We start from the raw sequence: 26,434 nt of genomic DNA, 5'->3' as shown, positions 1-26,434 counted from the left end.
TCGTTGTCGTCACGCCTGTGCGACTTTGGTCGTCGACGGGTCGATCCAGCCGATATTTCCGTCCGGCCGCCGATAGACGATGTTGAGGTGGTCGTTTCCGGCGTTGCGGAAGACGAAAACCGGGCTGTCCTTGGTGTCGAGTTCGATGACCGCCGACGCCACCGACATGGTCTGCAGCGTCATGGTTGATTCGGCGACGATGGCCGGGGCGTAGTCCTCCGGAATGTCCTCATCGTCGTCGGTCAGCGGCGCCATCACCGTATAGGCGATGTCGGTGATTTCGCCATTTCCACTGCCTGAATTGTGCGATTTCAGACGGCGTTTGTAGCGCCGCAGCCTGGTTTCGAGGCGATCCGCGGCCGCCTCGAAGGCAAGTGTCGGATCCTGGGAATCGCCGGTTGCCTGCAGCGAAGCGCCGGAATCCAGCCTGATCATGCAATCGGCCGAGTAACGCGACCCCGATTTGATGACCGTGACGTGCCCTGAAAAACCGCGATCGAAATATTTTCCAATCGCCTCGCCGACACGATCGGTAATGCGCGTACGCAACGCATCGCCGATATCCATGTGTTTACCCGATATGCGCAATTTCATCTGAAAACTGACCTTCCTTGCTCAGGCTTCAAACTGGCCAGAGTTTATACTCGTGATCCGTGCGCACAAGCTTTGCGGCGTCAACTCGCGCCGATTTTAGATCCGAACTTTCCGGTGGATCACAATCCGCCTTCTTGGCCGTCCCGTGGCCTTCATCGTGACGGACCATCCGCATGCGGGCCGCGAGCCCGTCTCATGCGGGCGGGCTTCTAGACACTTCATTGCAGCTTGTCAATTAATGCATGTCGCCCAGAAGTGCCCTGCGGTTCTGGGACAACGACATGCATCAACAAAGACTTAAAGCGCGTCGTATGAATCCGTTTCAGCGCGACGCGCTTTAAGGTCGAAAGTTGTGGAAATCCAACCATAGCAAAAGCCTTGTCGGGCAAGCAGAGCTAGCGCCCCGCGCTTGCCAGAGCGCGCTTTTCACGCCGCCGCTGCACCGAGGAGGGAATATTCATACCCTCCCGGTACTTGGCCACCGTGCGCCGGGCAATATCGACGCCGCTTTCCTTCAACATGTCGACGATTGCGTCATCGGACAGCACATCGGCGGGCTTTTCCTCGTCGATCAGCTGCTTGATGCGGTCGCGCACCGCTTCCGAGGAATGCGCATCACCGCCGCCCGACGCCGCGATCGAAGCCGTGAAGAAATAACGCAGCTCGAACACGCCACGCGGCGTCAGCATGTATTTGTTGGCCGTCACCCGGCTGACGGTCGATTCATGCATGCCGATGGCATCGGCCACCGTGCGTAGGTTGAGCGGCCTGAGCTGACGCACGCCATGGACGAGAAAAGCGTCCTGCTGGCGCACGATTTCCGACGCCACTTTCAGGATCGTCTTTGCCCGCTGGTCGAGACTGCGCGTCAGCCAGTTGGCATTCTGCAGGCATTCGGCCAGGAAATCCTTCTCCGCCTGATTCTTCGCATGCGGCGAGACCTGGGCGAAATAGATGTGATCGACAAGCACGCGCGGCAGCGTCTCGGCATTGAGCTCGACCGTCCAGCTGCCGTCATTGGCGGCGCGGACTTCGACATCGGCGACGATGGCGTCGCTGGCGCCGCCCGAAAACGCCATGCCCGGGCGCGGGTCGAGCGCGCGGATTTCGGCCAACATGTCGAGGAGATCCTCCTCGTCGACCCCGCAAAGCCGCTTCAGCGTCTGGAAATCGCGCCGCGCCAACAGTTCGAGGTTGCCGACCAGCATCTTCATCGCCGGATCGAGACGATCGCGCATGGCAAGCTGCAGCGACAGGCATTCGGCAAGGTCGCGCGCAAACAGGCCGACCGGCTCGAATGTGTGGCAGGCTGCCAGCACATTGGCCACCATCGCCTGATCGGCGCCGAGCCGTTTGGCGATCTCGGCGGGATCGGCGCGCAGATAGCCGGCCTCGTCCAGGCCGTCGGCCAGTTCGGCTGCGATCAGCCTTGCGGCCGGATCGGCAAAGGCAAGCGCGATCTGCTCGCCGACATGCTGGCGCAGCGTGATCGCCGCGGCGGCCATGTCGCCGACGTCGAAGCCTTCGGACGAACCGGACGAACCATTGCCGGTGGCCGACTTCCACTGCGCCGTCAGGTCGGGACCGAGCCGCTCGCTGGTGCCGGGATCGTCAGGGAACAGATTTTCCAGCGAGCTGTCGAGCTTGTCGGAGATCGCTTCGGCGCTCCACGCCGTCTCGTTTTCGAACCAGTCGCCATCGGCGGCAGGCTCAGGAGCGACATCGCCCTTCTGCACCTGGTCGCCTGCGGCGTCATCCTGGGGCTCGGCGCGCTCCAGCAGCGGATTGCGCTCGATCTCGTCGTCGATGAAGTGGTCGAGCTCGACATGGGTGAGCTGCAACAGCCTGATCGACTGCATCAGCTGCGGCGTCATCACCAGCGACTGGGATTGTCGTAGCTGTAGTTTCGCCGCCAACGCCATGGTTCGGTTTCAAACGCCCTTCTGCACCCGGAAGCCTACACATCAGAAGCTGCCGAAAATGAATTTTCCGACCTTCCATAGAAACTGGCCCGGCTTTTGCTTGTCAAGGCGAACGATGGCAAAAGGCGCCTACCGAAGCATTATCTCACGCAAAATCGGAGAAAAAAGCCCCGCGGGGCGGCAAAAATCACGTCAGGAAACAAATTTCACGCTCAGAGCGTGAAACCTTCGCCCAGGTAGAGCCGGCGCACATCGGGGTTCGCCACCACCTCGTCGGCACGGCCATGCGTCAGCACCTGGCCGGCATGGATGATGTAGGCGCGGTCGATGAGGCCGAGCGTTTCGCGCACATTGTGGTCGGTAATCAGCACGCCGATGCCGCGCGCCGTCAGATGACGAACCAGCTGCTGGATGTCGGCGACGGCAATCGGGTCGATGCCGGCGAACGGCTCGTCGAGCAGCATGTAGGCCGGGCGCGTCGCCAAAGCGCGGGCGATCTCAAGACGTCGCCGCTCGCCACCCGACAGCGACATGGACGGCGACTTGCGCAGATGGCTGATGTGAAATTCCTCGAGCAGTTCGTCGAGATTGCGCTCGCGCACCTTGCGGTCCTTCTCAACCACTTCGAGCACGGCGCGGATGTTCTGCTCGACATTCAGGCCGCGGAAGATCGAGGCTTCCTGCGGCAAATAGCCGATGCCGAGGCGGGCGCGGCGGTACATCGGCATCGAGGTGACGTCGAAACCGTCGATCTCGATCGTGCCCTCATCGACCGGCACCAGGCCGGTGACCATGTAGAAACAGGTGGTCTTGCCGGCGCCGTTCGGCCCGAGCAGCCCGACAGCCTCGCCGGCGCGCACGCCGATGGTGACACCACTGACCACCTTGCGGCCCTTGTAGCTCTTGGTCAGACCCTTGGCGATCAGGGTGCCCTTGAACTTCGCGGAATCGACGGTGACTGTGGCCGGTGCAGCAAGTTTACTGGCCGCCCGTCCCGGAAGGCGGGTCAGCAGCGAAGATACGCCAGTCATTCGGGCTTCGGGGCCTCGGATTTCGGTGGCGGCGTCATCGACATGATGACGCGCCCGCCGCAGCCATCGACCTGAGCCAGGCCGCTTTTCATCTGCACGGTGAGCTTGCAGCCCTTGAGGACGTTGGGTCCTTGGGACAAGACGACCTCCTTGCCCGACAGGACGAGAACCTGCGTCTTCATGTCGAACGTGGCGTTGTCGCCGGTGGCGATCTGGTCATTCGACTTGATGTAGACTTTGTTCTTGACCACCAGATGGTCGATATTGGCCGAACCGGTCATCGCCGAAGCGCCGGCGGCAGCACCTTTGGCGGCGTTGGGGTCCTTGACGTAGTAGACCTCCATGCTGCCGGCCTTGAGCAGCGTTGGCCCTTGCGTGACGGTGACGTTGCCGCTGAACAGCGCCATGCTGTCGGCCTGGCGGACCTCAAGTTTGTCGCTCTCGATCTGGATCGGCTGGTCGCCCGACAGTTTGAGCCCGGATTGGCTGCTGGCGCTGGACTGAGCCCAGGACGGCGCCATACCCAGCAACAGCAAGGCCGAGGCTGCGGCGACAAGCCGTGCCGAATTACTGGGACGCATTCGTTTCTCCGCTCTTTGCCTCTGCCGCCTTCATAGTGGCCGGATCGATGTGAACGCTTACCTTGTTCTCGAAAACGATGACCTTGCCATTGTCTTCGACCGACATTGAACCCGCGGTGATCCGCGAGCCGTTACGGCTGACATCGACCGCATCACCTGTCTTCATAGAGCCTTTGCCCATATCGAGGAAGACCGATTTGAAGATGGCAGCGACGCCGTCGGTGGTGGTGACGGTAACGTTGCTGGTCATGTCCATCGTGTTGGCGTTTCTGTTGTAGATGCCGCGCTTGGCGTCGACGGTCGCCACATTGTCGGCCGTCAGCGGCAATTTGGCATGGATGCCTTCGAGTTCGATGATGTCCTGCTTGCCGACATCCTGGATGGCGCGCAAGGCCATCAGCGAATAGGGCAGCTTGTCCTTGGTGAAGCCGTTGAGCTTCGGATTGGCCATCACCAGCTTGCCATCCGCGAAAGCGGTGCCGTCTGCCTGTATCGAAATGTTGATCGGCGCCGCCAGATAGGAATAGACCGGAAACGCAACCGCGATCCCTGCGGCAAGCACCGGCACGGCAAACTTAAGCACGCGCACGCGGCGCGAGTGGCGCTGGGCGCGGTCGAAGGCGTCGCCGCGCGTGCCCGCTGGCGCCGTGGGCGCCAAGGCCGCATCGGCATTGGTCGGTTCGTTCGATCGCGCAAGCATGACTGACTTCTAATAAACCCTTGTCCGCCAAAACACCTGCTATAGGTGGGTTGCCGGCCCCCGCAAGCAAGCACAAGCGGAGGAAAACCGCAAAAATGTGACGGCCGCTGTTTTACAGACGGAACTCAGGCGACACAATTTCGCACTTCATAGCAGAAACGAACGCGCCGCGTCATTTTTTCCTGAATGCCTCCGTCGTGAAGGTCGCTTCGTCGCAGGCTCTTGAGGAAGAGGTAGCCGGGCGCGGACGCTTGCTTTAAAAGCATCGCTTCCCACCGACTGTGAGGCAGACCATGGCACTGAGAGCCGACGACCTGATCGACCGCCGCCGCTTGCGGCGCAAGCTGACCTTCTGGCGCGGCGCCGCCATTGCCATCGTGGCCCTTGGGGTGATTGCGCTTGCAAGCTGGTTCTATGGCGGCGACCTCGGCGGTTCTTCCGTCGACCACATCGCCAAGGTCAGGATCGAAGGCACCATCACCGAGGACGAGGAACTGATCAAGCGGCTGGAAACGATCCGCACATCCTCGCAAGTCAAGGGCGTCATCCTGGCGATCGATTCGCCCGGCGGCACCACGGTCGGCGGTGAATCGATCTACGAGGAGGTGCGCAAGCTTGCCGCCGACAAGCCGGTGGTGGCCGAGGTCGGCACGCTGGCCGCATCGGCCGGCTACATGATCGCCAGTGCCAGCGACCATATCGTTGCCCGCAAGACGTCGATCGTCGGCTCGATCGGTGTGCTCATCCAGTATCCCGATGTCAGCGGTCTGATGGACAAGGTCGGCATCAAGCTCGAGGAAGTGAAATCCTCGCCGCTGAAGGCATCGCCCTCGCCCTTCAAGCCGACCAATGAAGACGAGCGAGCCATGGTCCGCAAGCTCATCCTCGACAGCTATGACTGGTTCGTCGGCATCGTCGCCGAGCGCCGCAAAATGACCCGCGATCAGGCACTGGCCCTTGCCGACGGCTCGATCTTCACCGGCCGCCAGGGCCTTGCCAACGGTCTGATCGACGCTGTCGGCGGCGAGAGCGTGGCGATCGACTGGCTGGCGACCAAGGGTGTCGACGCCAAGCTCAAGGTGGTGGAATGGAAGGACACCGAGCGGCGTGGCGGCTTCCTGTTCTCGAAAGCAATAGCGCGCAGCGTCGGCAGCGCGCTCGGCATGTCGGAGGCCGGCGGCGACGTGCTTCACGAAATTGGCGCGGATCGCTTGTTTCTTGACGGTCTCGTTTCCGTCTGGCACCCTTGATCTGCCGGTTGGGGCGAGTAAAAAAGCAAATAAAATCATCCTGATAATTTGACCGCAGCGCTTTCACGGGGACCTTTCTGATGATCAAATCCGAGCTTGTGCAGATCATTGCCACGCGCAACCCGCATCTTTTCCTGCGCGACGTCGAAAACATAGTGGGAGCGATCTTCGACGAGATCACCGATGCCCTAGCGGAAGGCAATCGGGTCGAGTTGCGCGGCTTCGGCGCTTTTTCGGTGAAGAATCGCCCTGCCCGCACCGGCCGCAACCCGCGCACCGGCGAATCCGTCGAGGTCGAGGAGAAGTGGGTGCCGTTCTTCAAGACCGGAAAGGAATTGCGTGAAAGGCTGAATGGCGGCAAGTAGGCGCGGACCACGCGCCGACCTTATCAAGGCCTGCCTTCTCCAGGGAATTTCTATGTTGAACCGCTTCATACTTATCGTGGTCTTCGTGCCGCTCGCCGTCATCCTGATTGCGCTGGCCGTCGCCAACCGCGAGCTGGTCGCCTTCACGCTCGACCCGTTCAACCCCGGCAATCCGAAACTGACGCTGACCTTGCCGCTGTTCATCTTCCTGTTCGTGGCGCTCGCCATCGGCATGGTCGTCGGCAGCCTGGCGACCTGGGTCAAGCAGGGCCGCTACCGCAAGCTGGCGCGCCAGCGCGGGGTCGAGGCCGAGAATTTGCGCCAGGCGGTCAGCCGGGTACCCGCCGCACCGCAAGGCTCGGGCCAGGGTCCGGCGCTGCCGAAGCCAACGGCCTGAAGCCGAAGCTTTTGTCTTCGCGGAGTTTTGCATGCTGACCATTTCGGCCGACGCTGTCGACCAGGCGCTGACCTTTCCCGGGCTGGTCGAGACATTGCGCGCGGCCTTCCGCGAGGGTGCTGTGCAACCCGTCCGCCATCATCACGGAGTCGAACGGCCCGACGGTGCCACTTCCACGCTGCTGTTGATGCCGGCGTGGACCGACTTCCATGCGGCCGGCACGTCGGTCGGCGGTCATATCGGCGTCAAGATCGTCACCGTATCGCCCGACAACAACGCCATCGGCAAACCGGCGGTGATGGGGCTCTATCTCCTGCTCAACGGCGCCACCGGTGAGCCCGAAGCGCTGATCGACGGCCAACGGCTGACACAGTGGCGCACCGCTTGCGCCTCGGCGCTGGCCGTCTCCTATCTCGCCCGCGAGGACGCATCGCGGCTTCTGGTGGTCGGCGCCGGCGCGCTGTCGCCGTTCCTCGCCAAGGCGCACTCCGCGGTGCGGCCGATCAAGACCATCCGCATCTGGAACCGCACGCCCGCCAATGCCGAAAAGGTCGCGGCTGATTTGCGCGCGGACGGTTTCAACGCCGAGGCCGCAAGCGATCTCGACGCCGAACTCGCCGAGGCCGACATCGTCTCATCGGCGACGATCACGACGACGCCGCTGGTCAAGGGTGCGCTGCTCAAGCCGGGCGCGCATGTCGATCTGGTCGGCGGCTTCACGCCGACCATGCGCGAAAGCGACGACGACGCGATCGCGCGCGCCAGCGTCTATGTCGACACCCGCGCCGGCGCCACCAAGGAAGCCGGCGACATCGTCCAGCCGCTCGCCTCCGGCGTGCTGAAGCCGGAAGCCATCGTCGCCGATCTGCATGAGCTGGCGCGCGGGGAAAAACAGGGCCGGCAGAGCCCCACTGAGGTCACGCTGTTCAAGTCGGTCGGCGCCGCGCTTGAGGACCTTGCCGCCGGCATTGCCGTCTACAACGCGCTCAAGCAGTAGCGTCTGCGCCGGTTCTGCGATCGAACTTCCTGATCGCTTCCGCGCTGACCGGGGTGAAGAAGTTCACCAGATTGCCATCGGGATCGCGCAGCAGCAGCGACCGGTTACCCCATGGCATCGTCGTCGGCGTCTGTACGAAATCGCCGATAATTTTCGCCAGCCTGCTGTACTCAGCATCAACATCGGCGACGCGAAACTCGATGACCGCTGAGCGATTGGCGGCCGGCTGCGCCACGTCAGTTCCGAACAGGGCCAGCGTGCGGGTGCTGCCGATCGCCAGTGTGCAGGACGGCGTTGCCAGTTCGGCGAAATCGTCTGTGAACCAGGTTGCGGTAAGCCCGGTGATCGTCTCGTAGAATGCCACCAAGGGCTTGATCTGGTCGGTAATGATGCGGATCGAGACGAAGTCCATCTTATTCTCCTGGGGCAAGCGCGTCGCTATCTGAAGACAATCGTTTGTCGCACAAGGCTGCTGATAACTTGGTGTCAGCAGCCTTGTCACGCTGCCTTGCCGATCCGGCGGCTGGATGCTTCAGCCTGCCTTCATGGCCTTTGCGCCCATCGCCTCGGCGATCAGCGCGAAATCATGCGCGGTAATTTCGAACAGGCCAAAGCGCAGTTGATAACCCCAGTTCGATTTGCCCGCGGTGAAGTCGAGCTGCTCGAGCAGCGGCTTGATCGGCGCTTCCTCGGCCTTTGCCCATTCGACATCCCTGCGGAACGGCGTGAAGCCACCGCCCATGTCGCCCTGGTAAGGCTCGCCTTCGCGCACCGTGCCGATTGCCGTGAAGGCCTGCAGGCCGTCTTTCTCTCGCAGAATTGTGGTCGGCGAGTAGTAGACCACACCGTCGCCGGGCTTGATGCGGCGCAAAGGTGCCGCCTTGCCGTGGTTGACCTGCATGAAGCCGGCCTCGCGGCCGCGCCGGACATGTTCGGCGGAAGCGACCGCGATCCAGTGCGCACTCATTTCTGTTCTCCATTGGCCTGTTCCCCATTGGCCTGTTCTCCGTCGTTCAGCCAGTAGACGCGCAGCCGGTGCTTGTCGGGATCGAGCGCAACGAAGGTGCGGCCGAAGTCCATGTCGGTCGGCGTCTGCAGGATGGTCAAGCCGCGTCCTGCCCAGTCCGTGTAGGCGGCGTCCACCGCATCAGGCCGGTCCAACGCGAAGACGAGCTCCGCGCCGCCACCCGCGGCCGCGGCCGACGGCTCCACGGTGTGGCGCGACCACAGGCCGAGCTTGAAGCCATTGTCGAGCACAAACAGCACGAAGGTCGGCGACGTCTCCACCGGCTGGCGTCCCAGCAGCGCACCGTAGAAGGCGCCGCTCCGCTCCGGGCTGTCGACATAAAGGATGACGAAATTGGGGGTGTTCATGTCTGCTCTCCAGGGTTTCGATTGGAGGAGCATAGGTGACCCCACTGTCAGATTCTGGCAGCAGCGGCTTGCGAGGGCGTAGAAAGGAGCATTAAGCGCCGGGCTGGCGCTTCGGTGCGTCCAGCGTCGCGCGCCATTCCTTCAGCAGCGCCTGCCGACGACGTGGATAGCGGATATCCGTGGTGTTGAGCCCCGACATCCGGTCGGCGCGAAAATGTCTGAAATCCTGCCGCGTCTCGCACCAGGCCACCACCACCCGCACCTTGTCGAAAAAGCCGAGCGCGAATGGCCAGATCAAGCGCTCGGAGGCGGCGCCGCCGGCATCGCGGTAAAGAAAGCCGAGTTTTCTCTCGTTGCGGATCGCCTGGCGCACCAGGCCAAGGTCGATGCTTTCGACAGCATCGCCGTGCGGCCCGACCAAAAGCGCGGTCGCATCGAGGTCCTCGCGCAGATCATCCGGCAGCACAGCGGCGATCTTGGCCAGCGCGTCGGTGGCGGCGGCCGACAGCCGCTTGTCCGGTTGTCTGGCAACCCAACGCGATCCCAGAACGATGGCCTCGATCTCCTCGTCGGTGAACATCAGTGGCGGCAGCATGAAGCCGGGTTTCAGCACATAGCCCAGCCCAGCCTCGCCCTCGATCGGCGCGCCTTGCCCCTGCAGCGTGGCAATGTCGCGGTAGAGCGTTCGGATCGAAACGTCCATCTCGCCGGCAAGCGTGCGACCGCTCACCGGCCGGCGATGCCGGCGCAGGATCTGGATCAGGTCGAGCAGGCGTTCGGAACGGGACATGATTCGAGATTTGCCTGTTTCCTCAGCGAGGTCCACCACCTCAGACATTCGCACGCTCGACCATTTTGTTTGCGCAGCCGGTGACCCTATGCCAAAAGCGGCCTGCCGCCTCCGGAGACGCTCCTGCTTGAAGTCTTTTCGCGACAAACGCCGCGACAACCGTCCGCCCGCAAAAGGCAGGACCGAACATGCGCGGCCACAGCCGGAGACCGTACCAATCCGACCCGAAGCCAGACAGCAACGCCACGAAACAAAACCGGACGACCGGTCTGATCCGAAGCCCGCCCCCCGTGTCCTGGCGCGTCGCGAAGGCATCCTGCCCACTGAGCGCCTGCCGGTGATCCTCGAAGTGGCGCCCAATCAGGATTATGCACTGCTCGACAGCGGTGCCGGCGAGAAGCTCGAACAATACGGCCCCTACCGCATCGTGCGGCCCGAGGGACAGGCGATCTGGCAAAAGGCCTTACCGGCCAGGGACTGGGACCGCGCCGACGCCATCTTCACCGGCGACACCGACGAGGAAGGCATCGGCCGCTGGCGGTTCCCGAAGGTACCGCTGGGCGAGACCTGGCCGATGAAGCATGACGGCATCGACTATCTCGGCCGCTTCACCTCGTTTCGCCATGTCGGCGTCTTCCCCGAGCAGGCTTCGCACTGGGACCATATGGCCAGCCTGATCGCGGCGGCCAAGCGCCCGATCAAGGTGCTGAACCTGTTCGGCTATACCGGGCTCGCGTCTCTGGTGGCCGCCCGCGCCGGCGCCGAGGTCACCCATGTCGATGCCTCCAAGAAGGCGGTCGGCTGGGCGCGCGAAAACCAGGAAATGGCCGGTCTCGGCAGCAAGCCGATCCGCTGGATCGTCGACGATGCAGTGAAATTCGCCGAGCGCGAAGAGCGCCGCGGCAGCCGCTACGACATCATCCTGTTCGACCCGCCTGCCTATGGCCGCGGACCCAAGGGCGAGGTCTGGCAGTTGTTCGAGGACCTGCCCGGCCTGACCGACCTTTGCCGCGCGATCCTGACGCCGAAACCGGTCGCCATAGTGCTGACCGCCTATTCCATCCGCGCCTCCTTCTTCGCCATCCATGCCTTGATGCGCGACACCTTTGCCGGCATGGGCGGCACGGTTGAATCAGGCGAACTGATCATCCGCGAGCAGTCCGCCGGGCGGGCGCTGTCGACATCGCTGTTTTCGCGCTGGGTGGCCTGAATGCCCCGGAGACCTGAATGCCCGGGAGTCCCGAATGAATGAGCGGCACGCCGGCGCGCCCGGGCAGGTCAAGGAAGTCACCAGCCTTGCCAATCCGCTGATCAAGGACATCAAGGCGCTCGCCCAGAAGAAATTCCGCGACCAGCAGAACGCCTTCATGGCCGAAGGGCTGAAGCTGGTCATCGACGCCCTCGACCTCGGCTGGTCGATCAGGACGCTGGTTTTCGCCAAGGCCGGACGCGGCAATGCGGCGGTCGAAAAGGTGGCGGCGCGCACGGTTGCCGCCGGCGGCACCGTGCTCGAAGTGTCCGAAAAAGTGCTGGTCGCCATCACCCGCCGTGACAATCCGCAAATGGTGGTCGGCGTCTTCCGGCAAAAACTGCTGCCGCTAAGAGACATCCGCGCTCACGACGGCGACGTCTGGGTGGCGCTCGACCGGGTGCGCGATCCCGGCAATCTCGGCACCGTCATCCGCACCGTCGATGCCGTCGGCGCCAAGGGCGTCATCCTGGTCGGCGAGACTACCGATCCTTTTTCTGTCGAGACCGTGCGCGCCACCATGGGCTCGATCTTCGCCGTGCCGGTGACCAAGGCGACGCCGGAAGCATTTCTGGCTTGGCGAAACAGCTTCTCGGGCCTGGTGGTCGGCACCCATCTGAAGGGTGCGGTCGACTACCGCTCGGTCGATTTCTCCCGAGGACCGGTGCTCTTGATGATGGGCAATGAGCAGCAGGGCCTGCCCGACAATCTGGCGGAAAGCTGCGACCGGCTGCTGCGGATTCCGCAGGCCGGCCGCGCCGATTCGCTCAATTTGGCGGTCGCCACCGGAATCATGCTGTTCGAGATCCGGCGCGGCGCTCTGAAACTTGCCCCCGAGGACGCCACATCGTGAAATCATGGTCTCCCTATGCGCTGCTGGTGGTGGTGGCAATCGCGCTCGACCAGTGGATAAAGCATCTGATCGAGACCGGCCTCGCCTTTCAGGAAAAGCTCGACCTGATGCCGTTCCTGGCGCTGTTTCGCACCTACAATACCGGTATTGCCTTTTCGATGTTCTCGTCTTTCGGCGACACCGGCCTGGTCGTCATCGCGGTCGTCGTCGTCGCCTTCGTGCTTTATCTGGCAACGCGTACGCCATCCGGCCATGTGCTGGCCCGCATCGGCTTTGCCCTGATCATCGGCGGCGCGATCGGCAATCTGATCGACCGCGCCGTCTACGGCCACGTCATCGACTATATATTGTTCCACACGCCGGTATGGTCCTTCGCCGTCTTCAACCTCGCCGATGCCTTCATTTCGGCCGGCGCGGCGCTGGTCGTCTTCGACGAGTTCATCGGCTGGCGGCGCGAGGCCAAGCCGCAAGGCCCAGAAGCCTGACGGCCCGACTCTTTTGACCAATTGACCTCGCCGGACGGTCGCCGCACAGTTCGGCCAGAGCCAGCCTTTGCGAAGCCGAGGAGAAGAGATGCCTGAAACCTTCAAAGCCATCCTCGTTTCGCGCGACGCCGAAAAGAAGCAGTCGGTCGAGATCGTCGATTTCGGCGAAGCCGATCTGATGGAAGGCGACGTAACCGTCGCGGTCGAGGCGACGACGGTCAACTACAAGGACGGGCTGGCCATCACTGGGAAAGCGCCAGTGATCCGCCGCTGGCCGCTGGTGCCGGGCATCGATTTCGCCGGAACCGTCCTCTCCTCATCGCATGCCGACTGGCGCAAGGGCGACAAGGTCATCCTCAATGGCTGGGGCGTCGGCGAGACGCATTTCGGCGCCTATGCCGGGCGCGCCCGCGTCAACGGCGGCTGGCTGGTGCCGTTGCCCGACGGCATCAGCGCGCACGATGCGATGGCGGTCGGCACCGCCGGCTATACGGCCATGCTCAGCGTCATGGCGCTGGAGCGGCACGGCATCCTGCCGGATCGCGGCCCGGTGGTGGTGACGGGTGCAGCCGGCGGCGTTGGGTCGGTCGCAGTCTCGATCCTGTCCAGCCTTGGCTATCACGTCATCGCCTCGACCGGCCGCAACGCCGAAAGCTCCTATCTGATCGACCTCGGTGCCGCCGAAGTGATTTCGCGCGAGGAACTCTCCCAGCCGGCCAAGCCGCTGGCCAAGGAGCGCTGGGCCGGCGGCATCGATGCCGTCGGCAGCCACACGCTGGCCAATGTGCTGTCGATGACCGCCTATGGCGGCGCGGTCGCCGCCTGCGGCCTGGCGAGTGGCATGGATCTGCCGTCGAGCGTCGCCCCGTTCATCCTGCGCGGCGTCTCGCTGCTCGGCATCGATTCAGTGATGGCGCCAAAGGCTGTGCGGCTGGAAGCCTGGCGCCGCATCGGCAGCGATCTTGATCTCAAGAAGCTCGCCGGCCTGTCGACGACCATCGGCTTCGACGGCATCATCACCGCCGCCCACGACATCGTCGAGGGCAAGATCAGGGGGCGCATGGTCGTGGATATGTGAGGCCCCGAAGCCACCAGAACGGGCGGCAAAAATGCATGACCGCTAAAATTCGAACGATCCGCCGCGCTTTTCCATAATCTCTATCTGGCAAGGAGTTCCGCATGATCGCGGAGTCCGCCAGGAAAGAGAAGAGCCGCGCCGAAAGCATCGACGGGCCGAACCCGGCGACGCCCAAGCGGCAGCATGTTGCCGCGCCGCCGCTGGCGCCGGATTTGCCGCGCCCCACGTCCGAGGGCCTGCCGTTCCTGACGGTGGTCGCCAGTGTCGTGCTGGCGGGCCTCTCCCACCTCACCGGTGCGCCGATCTTCATCACCCTCGGCCTGCTGGCGACAGGCCTTGCCGGCGTCGCCATGCACCTGCGCAACCGCCGCACCGTCCACCGCGCGACGGCCTTGCTCGACGAAACCGCCGCGCGCAGCCGCGCCGAGATCGAGACGCTGGCCGACCGCATGTGGGAGATGCAGGAGAGCGAGGAGCGTTTTCGCGGGCTGATCGATGCGCTCGGCGATCTCGTCGTCCACCGCGACCGCGACGGCCACATCGTCTATGCCAACATGGTTTTCGCCGGCCTCGTCGGAACCGATCAGCGCGACCTTGCCGGCAGGACTCTGGCCGACCTCGGCATCGATGTCGGTATCGTTCCCGACGCCGCCTTTTCGGATCACGAATGCCTGAGTTCCACCGACGTCTCCATCCGCACGCCGAACGGTCCGCGCTGGTTCTCGTGGATCGAACTGTCGGTGCGCGACAAGGATAGCGGCGCCGTCTCGCACCGGGCGATTGCCCGTGACATCACCGCCCGCAAGCGCGCCGAATCCTCGTTGATCACCGCGCGCGAGCGCGCCGAATATGCCAGCCAGGCCAAGTCGCGCTTCCTCGCCACCGTCAGCCATGAGATCCGCACGCCGATGAACGGCATCATGGGCATGGCCAAGCTACTGGCCGACACCAATCTGTCGCCCGAGCAGCGCACCTATGTCGGCGCCGTCTCGACCTCGGCCAGCGCGCTTTTGGCGCTCATCGAAGACCTGCTCGACTATTCCAAGATCGAGGCCGGCCGCTTCGACCCGGAACCGCAGCCGACATCGTTGCGTGAAATTGCCGACAACATCATCGAACTGATGGCGGCGAAAGCCTTCGCCAAGAACATCGGCCTCGGCTGTCATGTCGAGCCAGACGTGCCGCAGATGATCATGGCCGATCCCGGCAGGGTCAGGCAGGTTCTGCTCAACCTGATCGGCAATGCGATCAAGTTCACCGACACCGGCGGCGTGCTGGTCTCGATTGCGCGCGCCCGCACCGATACCAGCGACCGCATCTGCTTCACCGTTACCGACACCGGCCCCGGCCTGCACGAAGACGACATGGAGCGCATCTTCGAGGAGTTCGAACAGTCCGACGGCACCTCGACCCGCACCCATGGCGGCGCCGGCCTCGGTCTGGCCATATCGAGGCGCCTGGTCGCCGCCATGGGCGGTGCCATTTCGGTGTCGAGCCGGCTTGGCGAGGGATCGGAATTCGTCTTCGAGATCCCGGCCGCAGGAGCAACCGAAGCACCGCAGAACCGGCAGAACATCCTGGCCGGCCGGCGCGCCGTGATCGTGTCGAAGAACGCCGTCGAGGCCGACGCCATCGCCCGCACCATCCGCGCCCATGGCGGCGCCGTCGACGTCGCCGCAACCGCTTCCCAGGCGACGCCCTTCGCCGAACATTGCGATGTGCTGTTGATCGACGCGGCCCTGGAGGACGGCGACGGCAGACTGCTCAAGCGCCTGCGCCAGAGTGGCTTTGCCGATTGCGAGGCGATCACGCTGATCGCGCCGACCGACCGCGGCATGCTTGGCGAATTCCGCACCAGCGGCTACGCCACCTTCCTGGCGAGGCCGGTGCGCGGCGAAACCCTGCTGCGCGTGCTGCTGACCAGTCATGCCCCTGCCTTGCCGCCGCCCAAGCCGGAAAAGACCGGCGCGTCCTCGCTTCGTGCCCATGGCGGGCGCCAGCAAGGTTTGTCGGTGCTGATCGCCGAAGACAACGACATCAACGCCATGCTTGCCCGCGCCACGCTTTTGAAGGCGGGACATCGCGTGAAAGTGGTCGGCAATGGCAAGGCCGCGGTCGAGGCGGTGACCGAAGCCGGGCTGAAAAATCGCTTCGATGTGGTGCTGATGGATTTGCACATGCCGGTGATGGACGGGCTGGACGCGATCGCCGCCATCCGCCGCCACGAAGAGGAAATGGCTGTGCCGCCGGTGCCAATCATGGTGCTTTCGGCCGACAGCCAGGAAAAGACCCGCCACGCCGTGCTCGCCCATGGCGCCAGCGGCTTTGTCACCAAGCCGCTCGATCCCGACGCGCTGGTCCATGCCGTCGAGGGCCAGGTGGCCGCCTGAATTCATGTCGCTCAAAAGTGGCCCCGGTTTTGAGAAGACGACACGCAAAACAAAGACTTGAAGCGCGTCGCGTGAATCGTCCCAGCGCGACGCGCTTCAAGGCGACGCTGGAGAAATCCTCGCGTCACGTAGGTAGCCGAATGAGGGTTTTCGCCAGCCGACGAAGTATTGCCCGTCGCGCCGTATCACGGTACTGTCACAATCCTGTTGCACCTACACCGTATCCCCGTGCCAAGAGGGATGGCTCGAAGGAGAATCACTCGTGCATACAGTTATGCCGGAATGTGACACTCGGCCCAGCGCAGGCGGCGCTTTGCTCGCCGCGCGGAACGCCGATGCCGTCGCAACAGGCGCACCGCTGGGCCGTATCGGCAATCTCGAAGTGCGGCTTGCCCGCAATGAGGCCGAGATCGCCGCCGCGCAGGAAGTGCGCTACCGGGTGTTTTATGACGAGCTTGGCGCCAGGAAGGACCTGTTCCAGGCGCAGGACCGGCGCGACGCCGACCGCTTCGACCCGCTGTGCGACCATCTCCTCGTGCTGGACACTTCGATCTCCGGCCCCGAGCATCGCCGCATCGTCGGCACTTACCGCCTGCTGCGGCAAGAGATTGCGGCGACCGCCGGCGGCTTCTATTCCGAAGGCGAGTTCGAACTGACCAAGCTGATCGCCCGCCATCCCGGCCAGCGCTTCCTTGAGCTCGGCCGCTCCTGCGTGCTGCCGGAATACCGCTCGAAGCGCACCATCGAGGCGCTGTGGCAAGGCATCTGGGCCTACATCAACCACTATGAGATCGGCGTGATGACCGGTTGTGCCTCGTTCCCTGGCACGGTGCCGGCTGCGCATGCCGAGGCGCTCACCTACCTTGCCCATCACTGCCGGACCAACTCCGCCTGGGATGTGCGGGCGGTCTCCGGCCGCTATTGCTCGATGGATCTGATGCCGATCGAGGCAGTCAACGCCAAGGCGGCGATCGCGGCCATGCCGCCGCTGGTCAAGGGCTATCTGCGCGTCGGCGCCCGCATCGGCGACGGCTGCGTCATCGACCGTGAGTTCTCCACCGTCGATGTGTTCGTGGTGATGCCGGTCAAGGAAATCGGCGCCCGCTACGTCAACTATTATGGCGGGGAAGCGCAGCGCTTTGCGGCGTGAGGCAGTAGGCAGTAGGCAGTAGGCAGTAGTGAAGGCTGCCGCGAATTGCTGACTACCAACTATTCCCTATTCCCTATTCCCTATTCCCTATTCCCTCTCCCTACGGAATATCCTCCGGTCGCCGTCCCGGGCGGCTCTTGTAGGACGGAAAGGTCCAGCCGAATTTCAGCGCGCCGCCGCGCACCAGGAAAGCCGCGACGAAGCCGGCAATATCCGAGGCGAGCGGCGGCAGGCCGGCAAGATCGCCAAGTGTGTAGAGGCCGGCGCCCGCGAGTGCGGCGGTGACGTAGATTTCGGGCCTGAGCAGCACCGATGGCTCGCCGGCCAGCAGATCGCGCAGGATGCCGCCAAATGTGGCGGTCAACACGCCCATAACAACGGAGACGACCGGCGAGCCGGTGATGGCCAGCCCCTTGGCCGCGCCCATTACGGAAAAGGCCGCCAATCCGATGGCGTCGAGCCAGAGCAGCCATTTCCAGCGGGATTCGACGCGGTGGGCGATGAAGAAGACCAGCACCGCAACCGCCGCGCAAACCAGCACATAGCCGGAGTTGGCGACCCAAAAGACGGGCAGGTTGAGGATGACGTCGCGAAGCGTGCCGCCGCCAATGCCGGTGACGCTGGCCAGAAACAGGAAGCCGATAATGTCGAGCTGCTTGCGCGAAGCCGCCAACGCCCCGGTCGCGGCAAAGACGGCGACGCCGGCATAGTCGAGGAGGTCGATGGGTGTCAGGGACATGAGGTAGTAGGGATTGGGAATTAGGGAAAGTATGAATAACACGAAGCCGCGCGATTGATACGCCTGCCTATTCCCTATTCCCTATTCCCTACTGCCTACCCTACTCACGCATCCTTCTCGGCCTGCTCGTTCACCGGCCCCGGCTCGACCGGCGCTTCGGTGGCCGCGATCTTGGGGCCGCCCTTGGCGACCCCGACCATGGCCGGCCGCAGCACGCGCTCGCCGATCGAATAGCCCGGCTGCACGACCTGGACGACGGTGTTGGCCGGCACATCGGGATTGGGCACTTCGAACATCGCCTGGTGGAAATTCGGGTCGAACTTCTCACCTTCCGGTTCGAGCTTCTTCACCCCATGCCGTTCCAGCGTCGACAGCATGGCGCGCTCGGTGATCTCGACGCCGTCGATCAGCGCCTTGAAGCCGGCATCTCCGGCCGCTTTCGCCTCGGCGGGGATAGCATCGAGCGCGCGGCGCAGATTGTCCGACACCGACAGCATGTCGCGGGCGAAATTGGCCACCGCATAGGCGCGCGCATCATGCACGTCGCGGGCGGTGCGGCGGCGCAGATTCTCCATCTCGGCTGCGACGCGCAGCGCGCGGTCCTTCAGCTCCTCGTTTTCCTTCAGCAACCGCACCAGCGCTTCATAGTCGCCGTCGATGCCGCCTTGCGTGCGCTCGGCCCCGGCCGTTTCGATATCCTCGGGCGCGCGTTCGTCTTTTGTCTGGTCGCTCATCGCCATTTCCCGTCATTCGAATGGTTTGGATTTGCGCCCGATATCGAGGTTTGGCGGCCAAAAATCAAGGGGCAAGCCCAGGAGGACGCCCACAGCAGGCAATGTTGCGGGCTGCCCGTCGGACTTGGTGCGGGGCGCAAGGACGTTCAAAATTAATTCAAACTTTACCGTAACGGCAGCCTTTGCTTGCCAAAACCCCGCTATGGGGAACCATTCAAAGCTTGGAGGAGTTTTGAAACCGACACAGGATTTGAGACAATGGACCGCAATACTGGCAACAGAAGCGAAGAGCTCGCCGCCGACATCAGGCGCCAGTTCGGCACCGAGGCGACGACGCGCTTCTTGCGCACCTTGCCGGCCTTCCGCACCGAGGCCGACATTCCCGCCCGTTTCCGGGACCTGCTCGACCGGCTGGACGGCATAGAAGCCAGCATGGCCGGCGGCCAACGCCGTCAATAGCGATGCTATCGCGCGACAATTACGCGCAGTAATTTTGCGTGAGCTTTTCCTTGCGGCAGCGGGACGCCCCGCCTATGCTTCCTGATGAACATGATTTCCCCCGAGACGGCCGCCAACAGCAAGCGCGCCTGGTTGAAGATCCTGGCGCGCTACAAGAAGCCCGACCGGCGACGCAGCACTCTTGAACTCGCCATCACCCTTATTCCTTTCGTTACGCTGTGGGCGCTGTCTTCGGCAGCCTATTCCTATGGCCACTGGTGGGGCTTGATCCTGATCCTTCCCGCCGCCGGTTTTCTGGTGCGGATCTTCATGATCCAGCACGATTGCGGCCACGGCTCCTTCTTCGCCAACCGCACTGCCGACGACTGGATCGGCCGCGCGCTCGGCGTGCTGACGCTGACCCCTTACGATTGCTGGCGGCGCGCGCACGCCACCCATCACGCCAGCGCCGGCAATCTTGACGAGCGCGGCATGGGCGATATCAGGACGTTGACGGTTGCTGAATACCGGCAGCTGTCTTGGCGGGGACGCCTTGCCTATCGTCTCTACCGCCATCCCCTGGTGATGTTCGGCCTTGGCCCGATCTGGCTGTTCATCTTCGAGCAGAGGCTGCCGGTCGGCATGATGCGCGGCGGCCTGACGCCCTGGGTGTCGTCGATGACCACCAATCTCGGCATCGCGGTCGCGGCAGCGCTGCTTATCTGGCTGGTCGGCCCCGGCGCTTTCCTGATCGTCCATTTGCCGATCGTGATCCTGGCCGGATCGGCCGGAATCTGGCTGTTCTACGTCCAGCACCAGTTCGAGGAGACGGAATGGGCGAAGGACGAAGAGTGGGAATTCCAGCGTGCCGCCCTGCACGGATCGTCCTATTACGATTTGCCCCCGGTGCTGAACTGGTTCACCGGCAATATCGGCGTCCATCACGTGCACCATCTCTCGGCCAAGGTGCCGGGGTACCGGCTGCAGGAAGTGCTGCGCGACTATCCGGAATTGCGCGGCATCGGCCGCGTCACGCTTCTCGACAGCCTGCGCTGCGTCAAGCTGGCGCTATGGGACGAGAATCGCCGCAAGCTGATCTCGTTTCGCGAAGCGCGGGCCTTGGCCTGAAAGCATTCCAGCAAAGTGAAGCGGTTTTCCCGGGAAAAGCGCGCAGCGCTTTCCCTCGGGATCGCATAAAACAAGAAATAAACCGCCGCACCAAAGGCGCGGCTGCATCTCCCAGAAGATCTGCTCAGGTGGCCTTGCGCTCCTCGCGCATCATGACCTTGCAGCCCTGATCACGTCAGCCGCCTTTTCGGCGATCATGATGGTCGCTGCATTGGTGTTGCCGCCGATCAGCGCGGCTTCCTCCCTGGCGGATACTTCCGTCCGGACAGCCAAGAGATCACAGTTTTTGTAAAGACAGGCGAAATTACCGCTGCGTCAGCTGTTGCGAACGCGCCGCCAGGAGTATTTCGGCCCCTTCGGCTCCGACGCTTCGGTCGGCTGATAGTAAAGGCCCAGCCCGCCTGTGCGGCCTTCTTCGAGGCGCTTCAGCAGAACCGGGTTGGATATCTCGAACTCGTCGAAGCCGAGGCGCAGCATATGCGGCAGCTGGTCGACGAGCACCTGGCCCGTGGCGCGGACCGCGCCCTCGAAATCGTAGCGGCTGCGCAACAATTCGCCCTTGGAAAACGAGCGGCCGTCGCTGAAGGCCGGAAAGGCCAGCGCCACCAGCGACAATTGGTCGAGCAGGTCGGCGATCTTTTCCAGCTGGTCGCCCGGCAGCAACGCGACGCCAAGCCGCTCCTTGGCCGAGCGCCGCACCTCGGCATCGAGGCCGAGAAATGCCTGCAACGGCAGGATGAAGCGGCCATTGCCCGCCAGTGCATCCGCACTTTCGGCATGTGTCCACTCGTCCTCGCGAAAACCCGTCCGGGTCCAGAGGCGGGTCTCCGCTGTCGTCGATTCAATCATCGAAAATTCCTAAAGCCCCAAAATCGAAGTCCGCGAAAGCCGGTCCACACGAAACCGGCGGCCTCCGGGCGGAAGCCGCCGTTGCAGGCCAGCCTCACCTGAATATCACCATAGCTAAAGGGATGCGTCGGTCAGCGACACTTCCAGTCCCGACAGATGGATGCCGCACTCGGTCTTGGCATGACCGGCCCAGCGTCCGCTTCGCGCATCTTCGCCCGGCTGCACCGGCTGCGTGCATGGGAAGCAGCCGATCGACAGATAGCCGTACGCAACCAGCGGATTTTCGCGCAGCGCATGCGCGCGCATATAGTCGGCCTGGTCGGATGTCGTCCAGTGCGCCAGCGGATTGATGCGTACGCGCGGGCCGACCGCCTCGAACACCGGCAGCGCGGCTCGCGTCGCCGCCTGGAAGCGCTTCCGGCCGGTCAGCCAGGCGCGGAAGGGGGCGACGCCGCGCGCCAGCGGCTCGACCTTGCGCACGTCGCAGCAGGCATCGGTATTGCTCTGGTGCAGATTGCCGGTCGGATCGACCCGCTCGAGCGCCGCGTCTTCGGGCTTGATCACCCTGATGTTGGTCAGCCCGAAATCGGCGACCAGCGCATCGCGATAGCCCAGCGTCTCTTCGAAATGCTTGCCGGTGTCCAGGAAGATGACCGGCAGCGTGCGGTCGACCTTGGCGATCATATGCAGCAGGACGGCGGAATCCGCGCCGAAGGACGACACGGCGGCGATCTCGTCATGAAACAATTCGCTCGCCGCGCGTTCGATGATGTCGAGCGGGCTCAGATGTCCATACAGCGCGTCGAAGCCCGCCGCTTTGGCGGCGATGCTGTCGTCGACGTCGACGATGCGGTCAAGCGGCCTTGGTTTCGCCAGCATAGAGCGCCTCCTTGAACGGCGCGGGACCGACACGGCGGTAGGCGTCGATAAAACGTTCACTGGGACCGAGCCGAAGGCCGAGATAGGTGTCGACGATCTGCTCGATGGCGTCCGTGATCTCTTCCGAAGAGAAGCCGCGGCCGATGATTTCGCCAACCGAGGTGTTCTCGTCGGCCGATCCGCCAAGCGTCACCTGGTACAGTTCGGAGCCTTTCTTCTCGACGCCGAGGATACCGATATGGCCGACATGGTGATGGCCGCAGGCATTGATGCAGCCGGAAATCTTGAGCTTCAATTCGCCGATCTCGCGCTGACGCTCGAGCGAGGCGAAGCGAAGCGAAATCTCCTGCGCGATCGGGATCGAGCGCGCCGTCGCCAGCGCGCAATAGTCGAGGCCAGGGCACGCGATAATATCGCTGATCAGGTTGGAATTGGCCGTCGCGAGGCCAATGTCGACCAAAGCGTCGTAGACCGCTTTCAAATCGGCGCGCGCCACATGCGGCAGGATCAGGTTCTGCTCATGGCTGACGCGCAATTCGTCGAAAGCGTATTTCTCGGCGATGTCGGCGACCGCTTCCATCTGGCTGTCGGTGGCATCGCCCGGCACCTCGCCGATGCCTTTCAGCGAAATCGTCACCGCGGCATAGTCGGGATGGCGATGGGTCACGACATTCTGGTCGAGCCAATCCGAGAAGCTTTTGGAATCGAGCCGCGCCAGCTTAATCGCCGCGTCGCCTTCCGGCCGGGCGGTCAGTGCCGGCGGCGCGAAATAGGCGTCGATGGCACGGATGTCGGCTTCCGGCAGCTTCAGCTCGGCGTCCTTCAGCTCCTGCCATTCGGCCTCGACCTGCCGGGTGATTTCCCCGACGCCGGTCTCGTGGACGAGGATCTTGATGCGCGCCTTGTACTTGTTGTCGCGGCGGCCATAGAGGTTGTACACGCGCAGGATCGCCGTGCAGTAGGACAGCAGGTCGGCTTCCGGCAGGAAGTCGCGGATCTTGCGCGCCACCATCGGCGTGCGGCCTTGGCCGCCACCGACATAGACGGCAAAGCCGAGCTCGCCGGCGGCGTTCTTCTTCAGATGCAGACCGATATCATGCGTCTGGATGGCGGCGCGGTCGCGCTCGGCCCCGGTCACCGCGATCTTGAACTTGCGCGGCAGGAACGAGAATTCCGGATGCACAGACGACCATTGCCGCAGGATCTCGGCATAGGGGCGCGGATCAGCGACCTCGTCGGCGGCGGCGCCGGCAAAGTGATCGGCGGTGACGTTGCGGATGCAATTGCCGCTGGTCTGGATGGCATGCATCTCGACGCTGGCGAGATCGGCCAGGATCGCCGGAATGTCGGACAGCGCCGGCCAGTTGAACTGGATGTTCTGGCGCGTGGTGAAGTGGCCGTAGCCCTTGTCGTATTTGCGCGCGATGTGGCCGAGCATGCGCAGTTGCGCGCTGTTCAGCGTGCCATAGGGCACCGCGATGCGCAGCATGTAGGCGTGCAGCTGCAGGTAGACGCCGTTCATCAGCCGCAGCGGCCGGAACTGATCCTCGGTGATCTCGCCGGACAGCCGGCGTTCGACCTGGTCGCTGAACTCGGCGACGCGGGCCTGGACAAAATCGTGGTCGAACTCATCGTAGCGGTACATGTTTCGTCTTTCAGGGCGCGTCCGCCCGTATTTTGTTAAGCTGCCCGCGCAGCCTGCTTGCCCAGATCTTCCCGGATGGTCGGGCCGGCGGCGCGGATCTTTTCGCGCAGCCGCACCGGCACGACGACGCCATTGACGACTTCAGCGTCGATCAGATTGACGTCGACAACCTGATTGTTGGCGTTGGCCTCGGCGCCGATTGCTTCCAGCCTGTCCTCTGCCGCTTGGTCATGGGCAAGGTCGGCATGGTCGACCGTCTCGGCCCAACCGCCATCGGCGTACCAGACGACGATGCCGTCGGAGAGGCGGTTTGCGGTCAGTATCTTCATGGCTCGACCTCTGCGTCGGCCGCGTTGGCGGCGCCCTCATAGTTATGTGCCGCAAGCGGCTCGGAACGTTCAAAGTTGGCGCCGGCAACCGCGTCGCCGATGATGGTCATCACAGGACCGGCCAGGTCGGCGCGCTCTTCCAGCGACGGCAAATCGGCCAGCGTGCCGTGGAAACGGCGGCGGTTCTGCAAGCTGGCATTCTCGACCACGGCAACCGCCGTGTCCGGCGACAGGCCGGCCTCGATCAGCCGTCCGGCGACTTCGGCGGCGACCGAGCGGCCCATATAGACGGCAACGGTGGCGCCGGAAATGGCAAGCTTGGCCCAGTCCGGCAGCGAATTGCCCTTCAGATCATGGCCGGTGGTGAACACCATCGACGAGGAGACGCCGCGCAGCGTCAGCGGCAGCTCGAAGTCGGCGGCGGCGGCAAAGGCGGCGGTGACGCCGGGGACAACATCATAGGCGATGCCGGCATCGCGCAGTGCGGCCATCTCCTCGCCGGCGCGGCCGAACACCAGCGGGTCGCCCGACTTCAGCCGCACGACGCGCTTGCCCTGCCTGCCAAGCTCGACCAGCAGCGCATTGATCTCGGCCTGGCTCTTGGTGTGGCATCCCTTGCGTTTTCCGACCGGCAGCCGCTCGGCGTCGCGGCGGCCCATGGCGACGATCGCCTCCGGCACCAGCGCGTCATAGACGATGACGTCGGCTTCCATCAAAAGCCGATGCGCGCGCAGCGTCAGAAGATCCTCAGCACCTGGCCCGGCGCCGACCAGGGCGATATGGCCCGAAGCCGGAGCCTTCGACAGCAACAGATCGGCGGCGGCGTCATGCGCCTGCGAAAGCTCGCCGGCTTCGACGGCGCGCGCCGGTGCACCCTGGAAAAAACTGCTCCAGAACTGGCGGCGGGCGTTGCCTTTCGGCAGCAGCTTTTCGGCGGCACCCCGGAACGAGGCGGCAAGCGCTGCCAGCGGCCCGAGCGACGGCGACAGCATGCGGTCGATGCGGCTGCGCAGCATCTGCGCCAGCACCGGACCGGCGCCTTCCGTGCCGATGGCGATGGCGACCGGGGCGCGGTTGACCAGCGCCGGGGTGAAGAAATCGCACAGCTCCGGCCGGTCGACGGCATTGACCGGAATGCCAAGGCGGCGCGCATCGTCGGCGACGCGGCGGTCGAGCGTCTCGTCGCCGCTGGCGGCAAACACCAGGATCGCGCCTTCGAGATGCGCGGCGTCGTAGGGGGCGTCGATACGGATGGCGCCGGTCGTGGCGATGAAGCTCAGCAATTCGGCGTCGGCAACATCCGCGATGATGCGCAGTGTCGCGCTTGACTGATCAAGCAGCCGCGCCTTGGCCAATGCTTCGCCTCCGCCGCCGACGATGGCCACGGCTTCGCCTTCGACCCGCATGAAGACCGGGAACGCGGTGAGCTTGGGATTGGCGTGCGGCATGACGAACAGATTCCGGAACAATTCGGCAGTTTTAGGCGCGGACGCGAAAAAGCTGAAGGAACCCACTCGCGCATCCCCTTGCGGGAGGCAATCGCTTTTCCGCAAGCCAAAGGGCCAAGAGAAAAATATTCCACATCCGCATACCAGGCGGATTCAAGCTGCTGCCGCAGGCCTTGTTCTGCGGCTCTTTTATCCGGCAGTCGGCCAAGCTGCAAAATTGTTTTTTCTAAATTCTACCAATTTAGTAGATTAAAGCCGTCACCTCGGACATTGCTCCGATGGACGATAGATCGGGCTCGATATGGCTGCGTGCGATCTCGGCGAACGAAGTGGAACGTTCCCGCTTCGCCACGCGTTCTGCCCCTGCCGTAACAGACAATCGTCGGCTGGATTTGAACCTTCAAACAGGAGCCCGCAAATGAGCAAGATCAACCTGAAACATGGCCTTCTGGTCATGGTGGCCGATGGCGAGAAAGCGCTGTTCCTGAAGAACGAGGGCGACAATCTCTATCCGCACCTGCAGCTCTTCCAGGAGATGAACCAGGACAATCCGGCAACGCGCGAACAAGGCAGCGACAGTCCCGGCCGCTACAATGACGGCCCCTCCGTACATCGCAGCGCAGTTGAGGAAACCGACTGGCACCGGCAGGGCAAGGAACGCTTTGCCGAAGAGATCGCGGACCGGCTCTACAAGCTCGCCCATCACGGCATCTTCGACGACATCGTGCTGGTCGCGCCACCGCTGGTGCTCGGCACCATGCGCAAGAAACTGCACAAGGAAGTCACGGACAAGGTGCAGGCGGAGATCCCAAAGACCCTGACCAACCGCCCGCTGATCGATATCGAGGCCATGCTGCAGGCGGCGTGACGCATCGATCATTCGGTATTGGCGCGCGCAGCGGTTTTGCTGCGCGCGCCTTTCGTTTTCGGTGCCTCTGGCCACCAATTTACGTCTTGCGGGTTGCGTCGCCCGCACCCCCTCCACCATATTGAAAAAGGCGGCGGCTTCGGGCGGCGCACACCCGACATTTCCCGAAAG

At 63.6% G+C, this 26,434-nt stretch carries 30 protein-coding genes; 13 read left to right on the top strand and 17 right to left on the bottom strand.

Annotation, left to right across the window (positions count from 1 at the left end; all coding sequences use genetic code 11):
• Positions 1-9: 9 nt before the first annotated feature.
• The 5 genes from raiA to lptC form a co-directional block, all read right to left on the bottom strand.
• On the bottom strand, positions 10-594 hold the full coding sequence (gene raiA, locus X750_RS156225; protein ID WP_023747046.1) for a ribosome-associated translation inhibitor RaiA: 585 nt from the start codon (positions 592-594) through the stop codon (positions 10-12).
• A 395-nt stretch (positions 595-989) separates the two neighbouring features.
• Complete coding sequence (gene rpoN / locus X750_RS156230) at positions 990-2,516, bottom strand: RNA polymerase factor sigma-54 (RefSeq protein ID WP_023740839.1); 1,527 nt, start codon at positions 2,514-2,516, stop codon at positions 990-992.
• 212 nt (positions 2,517-2,728) lie between these two features.
• Positions 2,729-3,547, bottom strand: coding sequence for an LPS export ABC transporter ATP-binding protein (gene lptB, locus X750_RS156235; protein WP_023700100.1), 819 nt, complete (start codon positions 3,545-3,547; stop codon positions 2,729-2,731).
• Positions 3,544-4,128, bottom strand: a complete 585-nt coding sequence (locus tag X750_RS156240; protein WP_023683069.1) for an LptA/OstA family protein — start codon at positions 4,126-4,128, stop codon at positions 3,544-3,546. The genes lptB and X750_RS156240 overlap by 4 nt, the downstream gene beginning before the upstream one ends.
• Complete coding sequence (lptC, locus tag X750_RS156245) at positions 4,115-4,828, bottom strand: LPS export ABC transporter periplasmic protein LptC (protein WP_023747045.1); 714 nt, start codon at positions 4,826-4,828, stop codon at positions 4,115-4,117. The genes X750_RS156240 and lptC overlap by 14 nt, the downstream gene beginning before the upstream one ends.
• A gap of 293 nt (positions 4,829-5,121) precedes the next feature.
• Here lptC and sppA point away from each other — a divergent pair, with 293 nt between their 5' ends.
• The 4 genes from sppA (at position 5,122) to X750_RS156265 (ending at position 7,837) form a co-directional block, all read left to right on the top strand.
• Positions 5,122-6,078: a signal peptide peptidase SppA gene (gene sppA, locus X750_RS156250; protein ID WP_023747044.1), complete on the top strand. Its 957-nt coding sequence runs from the start codon at positions 5,122-5,124 to the stop codon at positions 6,076-6,078.
• Positions 6,079-6,158: 80 nt separating this feature from the next.
• The gene (locus X750_RS156255; protein WP_006200394.1) at positions 6,159-6,443 is read left to right on the top strand and encodes an integration host factor subunit beta; all 285 of its coding nucleotides are present in this window, start codon (positions 6,159-6,161) and stop codon (positions 6,441-6,443) included.
• Positions 6,444-6,495: 52 nt separating this feature from the next.
• On the top strand, positions 6,496-6,840 hold the full coding sequence (locus X750_RS156260) for a lipopolysaccharide assembly protein LapA domain-containing protein (protein ID WP_023698203.1): 345 nt from the start codon (positions 6,496-6,498) through the stop codon (positions 6,838-6,840).
• A gap of 31 nt (positions 6,841-6,871) precedes the next feature.
• Entirely contained in the window at positions 6,872-7,837 is a 966-nt protein-coding gene (locus X750_RS156265; RefSeq protein ID WP_023747043.1) for an ornithine cyclodeaminase family protein, read from the top strand.
• Here X750_RS156265 and X750_RS156270 read toward each other — a convergent pair.
• The 4 genes from X750_RS156270 to X750_RS156285 all read right to left on the bottom strand — a co-directional run bounded on the left by X750_RS156270 (position 7,827) and on the right by X750_RS156285 (position 10,001).
• Complete coding sequence (locus X750_RS156270) at positions 7,827-8,249, bottom strand: VOC family protein (RefSeq protein WP_023704206.1); 423 nt, start codon at positions 8,247-8,249, stop codon at positions 7,827-7,829. The two genes, X750_RS156265 and X750_RS156270, sit on opposite strands and share 11 nt — an antisense overlap.
• 120 nt (positions 8,250-8,369) lie before the next feature.
• The gene (locus tag X750_RS156275) at positions 8,370-8,804 is read right to left on the bottom strand and encodes an EVE domain-containing protein (protein WP_023704207.1); all 435 of its coding nucleotides are present in this window, start codon (positions 8,802-8,804) and stop codon (positions 8,370-8,372) included.
• On the bottom strand, positions 8,801-9,211 hold the full coding sequence (locus X750_RS156280) for a VOC family protein (RefSeq protein ID WP_023698200.1): 411 nt from the start codon (positions 9,209-9,211) through the stop codon (positions 8,801-8,803). The genes X750_RS156275 and X750_RS156280 overlap by 4 nt, the downstream gene beginning before the upstream one ends.
• 91 nt (positions 9,212-9,302) lie before the next feature.
• Positions 9,303-10,001: a YafY family protein gene (locus X750_RS156285; protein WP_023700107.1), complete on the bottom strand. Its 699-nt coding sequence runs from the start codon at positions 9,999-10,001 to the stop codon at positions 9,303-9,305.
• Between the two features lie 127 nt (positions 10,002-10,128).
• Between X750_RS156285 and X750_RS156290 the strand changes: the two genes are divergently transcribed.
• The 6 genes from X750_RS156290 to X750_RS156315 all read left to right on the top strand — a co-directional run bounded on the left by X750_RS156290 (position 10,129) and on the right by X750_RS156315 (position 17,206).
• Positions 10,129-11,211 (top strand): class I SAM-dependent rRNA methyltransferase, encoded by a 1,083-nt coding sequence (locus tag X750_RS156290; RefSeq protein ID WP_023686575.1) that lies wholly within the window; start codon positions 10,129-10,131, stop codon positions 11,209-11,211.
• A 34-nt stretch (positions 11,212-11,245) separates the two neighbouring features.
• The gene (locus X750_RS156295) at positions 11,246-12,103 is read left to right on the top strand and encodes an RNA methyltransferase (protein ID WP_023683061.1); all 858 of its coding nucleotides are present in this window, start codon (positions 11,246-11,248) and stop codon (positions 12,101-12,103) included.
• Positions 12,100-12,588, top strand: a complete 489-nt coding sequence (lspA, locus tag X750_RS156300; protein WP_023686576.1) for a signal peptidase II — start codon at positions 12,100-12,102, stop codon at positions 12,586-12,588. The genes X750_RS156295 and lspA overlap by 4 nt, the downstream gene beginning before the upstream one ends.
• Positions 12,589-12,676: 88 nt before the next feature.
• A complete protein-coding gene (locus X750_RS156305) occupies positions 12,677-13,666 on the top strand; it encodes an MDR family oxidoreductase (RefSeq protein WP_023747042.1) in 990 nt (329 codons plus the stop codon).
• Positions 13,667-13,767: 101 nt separating this feature from the next.
• On the top strand, positions 13,768-16,056 hold the full coding sequence (locus X750_RS156310; RefSeq protein ID WP_023747041.1) for a response regulator: 2,289 nt from the start codon (positions 13,768-13,770) through the stop codon (positions 16,054-16,056).
• Positions 16,057-16,318: 262 nt separating this feature from the next.
• Positions 16,319-17,206: a GNAT family N-acetyltransferase gene (locus X750_RS156315; protein WP_027049733.1), complete on the top strand. Its 888-nt coding sequence runs from the start codon at positions 16,319-16,321 to the stop codon at positions 17,204-17,206.
• Between the two features lie 100 nt (positions 17,207-17,306).
• Here the strand turns inward: X750_RS156315 and X750_RS156320 are convergent, their stop codons facing one another.
• The gene (locus X750_RS156320) at positions 17,307-17,939 is read right to left on the bottom strand and encodes a trimeric intracellular cation channel family protein (protein WP_023683056.1); all 633 of its coding nucleotides are present in this window, start codon (positions 17,937-17,939) and stop codon (positions 17,307-17,309) included.
• A gap of 110 nt (positions 17,940-18,049) precedes the next feature.
• Positions 18,050-18,679 (bottom strand): nucleotide exchange factor GrpE, encoded by a 630-nt coding sequence (gene grpE, locus X750_RS156325; RefSeq protein ID WP_023737533.1) that lies wholly within the window; start codon positions 18,677-18,679, stop codon positions 18,050-18,052.
• A 258-nt stretch (positions 18,680-18,937) separates the two neighbouring features.
• On the opposite strand from grpE, the gene X750_RS156330 reads away from it, so the two are divergent.
• Entirely contained in the window at positions 18,938-19,138 is a 201-nt protein-coding gene (locus X750_RS156330; protein ID WP_023669766.1) for a hypothetical protein, read from the top strand.
• 84 nt (positions 19,139-19,222) lie between these two features.
• Positions 19,223-20,245, top strand: coding sequence for a fatty acid desaturase (locus tag X750_RS156335; RefSeq protein ID WP_023691976.1), 1,023 nt, complete (start codon positions 19,223-19,225; stop codon positions 20,243-20,245).
• Between the two features lie 150 nt (positions 20,246-20,395).
• On the opposite strand, the gene X750_RS1000000167345 is transcribed toward X750_RS156335, so the two are convergent.
• The 6 genes from X750_RS1000000167345 to cysG all read right to left on the bottom strand — a co-directional run bounded on the left by X750_RS1000000167345 (position 20,396) and on the right by cysG (position 25,395).
• Positions 20,396-20,518 carry a hypothetical protein gene (locus X750_RS1000000167345; protein WP_023728539.1) on the bottom strand — a complete coding sequence of 41 codons (123 nt, stop codon included), beginning with the start codon at positions 20,516-20,518 and terminating at the stop codon, positions 20,396-20,398.
• A 42-nt stretch (positions 20,519-20,560) separates the two neighbouring features.
• Positions 20,561-21,094, bottom strand: a complete 534-nt coding sequence (locus X750_RS156340; protein WP_023747040.1) for a DUF934 domain-containing protein — start codon at positions 21,092-21,094, stop codon at positions 20,561-20,563.
• 114 nt (positions 21,095-21,208) lie between these two features.
• Positions 21,209-21,973: a phosphoadenylyl-sulfate reductase gene (locus tag X750_RS156345; RefSeq protein WP_023700114.1), complete on the bottom strand. Its 765-nt coding sequence runs from the start codon at positions 21,971-21,973 to the stop codon at positions 21,209-21,211.
• Positions 21,948-23,618 carry a nitrite/sulfite reductase gene (locus tag X750_RS156350; RefSeq protein ID WP_023747039.1) on the bottom strand — a complete coding sequence of 557 codons (1,671 nt, stop codon included), beginning with the start codon at positions 23,616-23,618 and terminating at the stop codon, positions 21,948-21,950. Before X750_RS156350 ends, X750_RS156345 begins: the two co-directional genes overlap by 26 nt.
• A gap of 35 nt (positions 23,619-23,653) precedes the next feature.
• Positions 23,654-23,947, bottom strand: coding sequence for a DUF2849 domain-containing protein (locus tag X750_RS156355; RefSeq protein WP_023747038.1), 294 nt, complete (start codon positions 23,945-23,947; stop codon positions 23,654-23,656).
• The gene (gene cysG, locus X750_RS156360; RefSeq protein ID WP_023747037.1) at positions 23,944-25,395 is read right to left on the bottom strand and encodes a siroheme synthase CysG; all 1,452 of its coding nucleotides are present in this window, start codon (positions 25,393-25,395) and stop codon (positions 23,944-23,946) included. Before cysG ends, X750_RS156355 begins: the two co-directional genes overlap by 4 nt.
• Before the next feature lie 418 nt (positions 25,396-25,813).
• Here cysG and X750_RS156365 point away from each other — a divergent pair, with 418 nt between their 5' ends.
• A complete protein-coding gene (locus X750_RS156365) occupies positions 25,814-26,263 on the top strand; it encodes a host attachment family protein (protein ID WP_023704214.1) in 450 nt (149 codons plus the stop codon).
• The last annotated feature ends 171 nt before the right edge of the window (positions 26,264-26,434 follow it).

It is taken from the genome of Mesorhizobium sp. LNJC391B00 (genome assembly GCF_000502535.1).
Lineage (GTDB): Bacteria > Pseudomonadota > Alphaproteobacteria > Rhizobiales > Rhizobiaceae > Mesorhizobium.
This window is presented reverse-complemented; position numbering and strand designations above follow the sequence as displayed.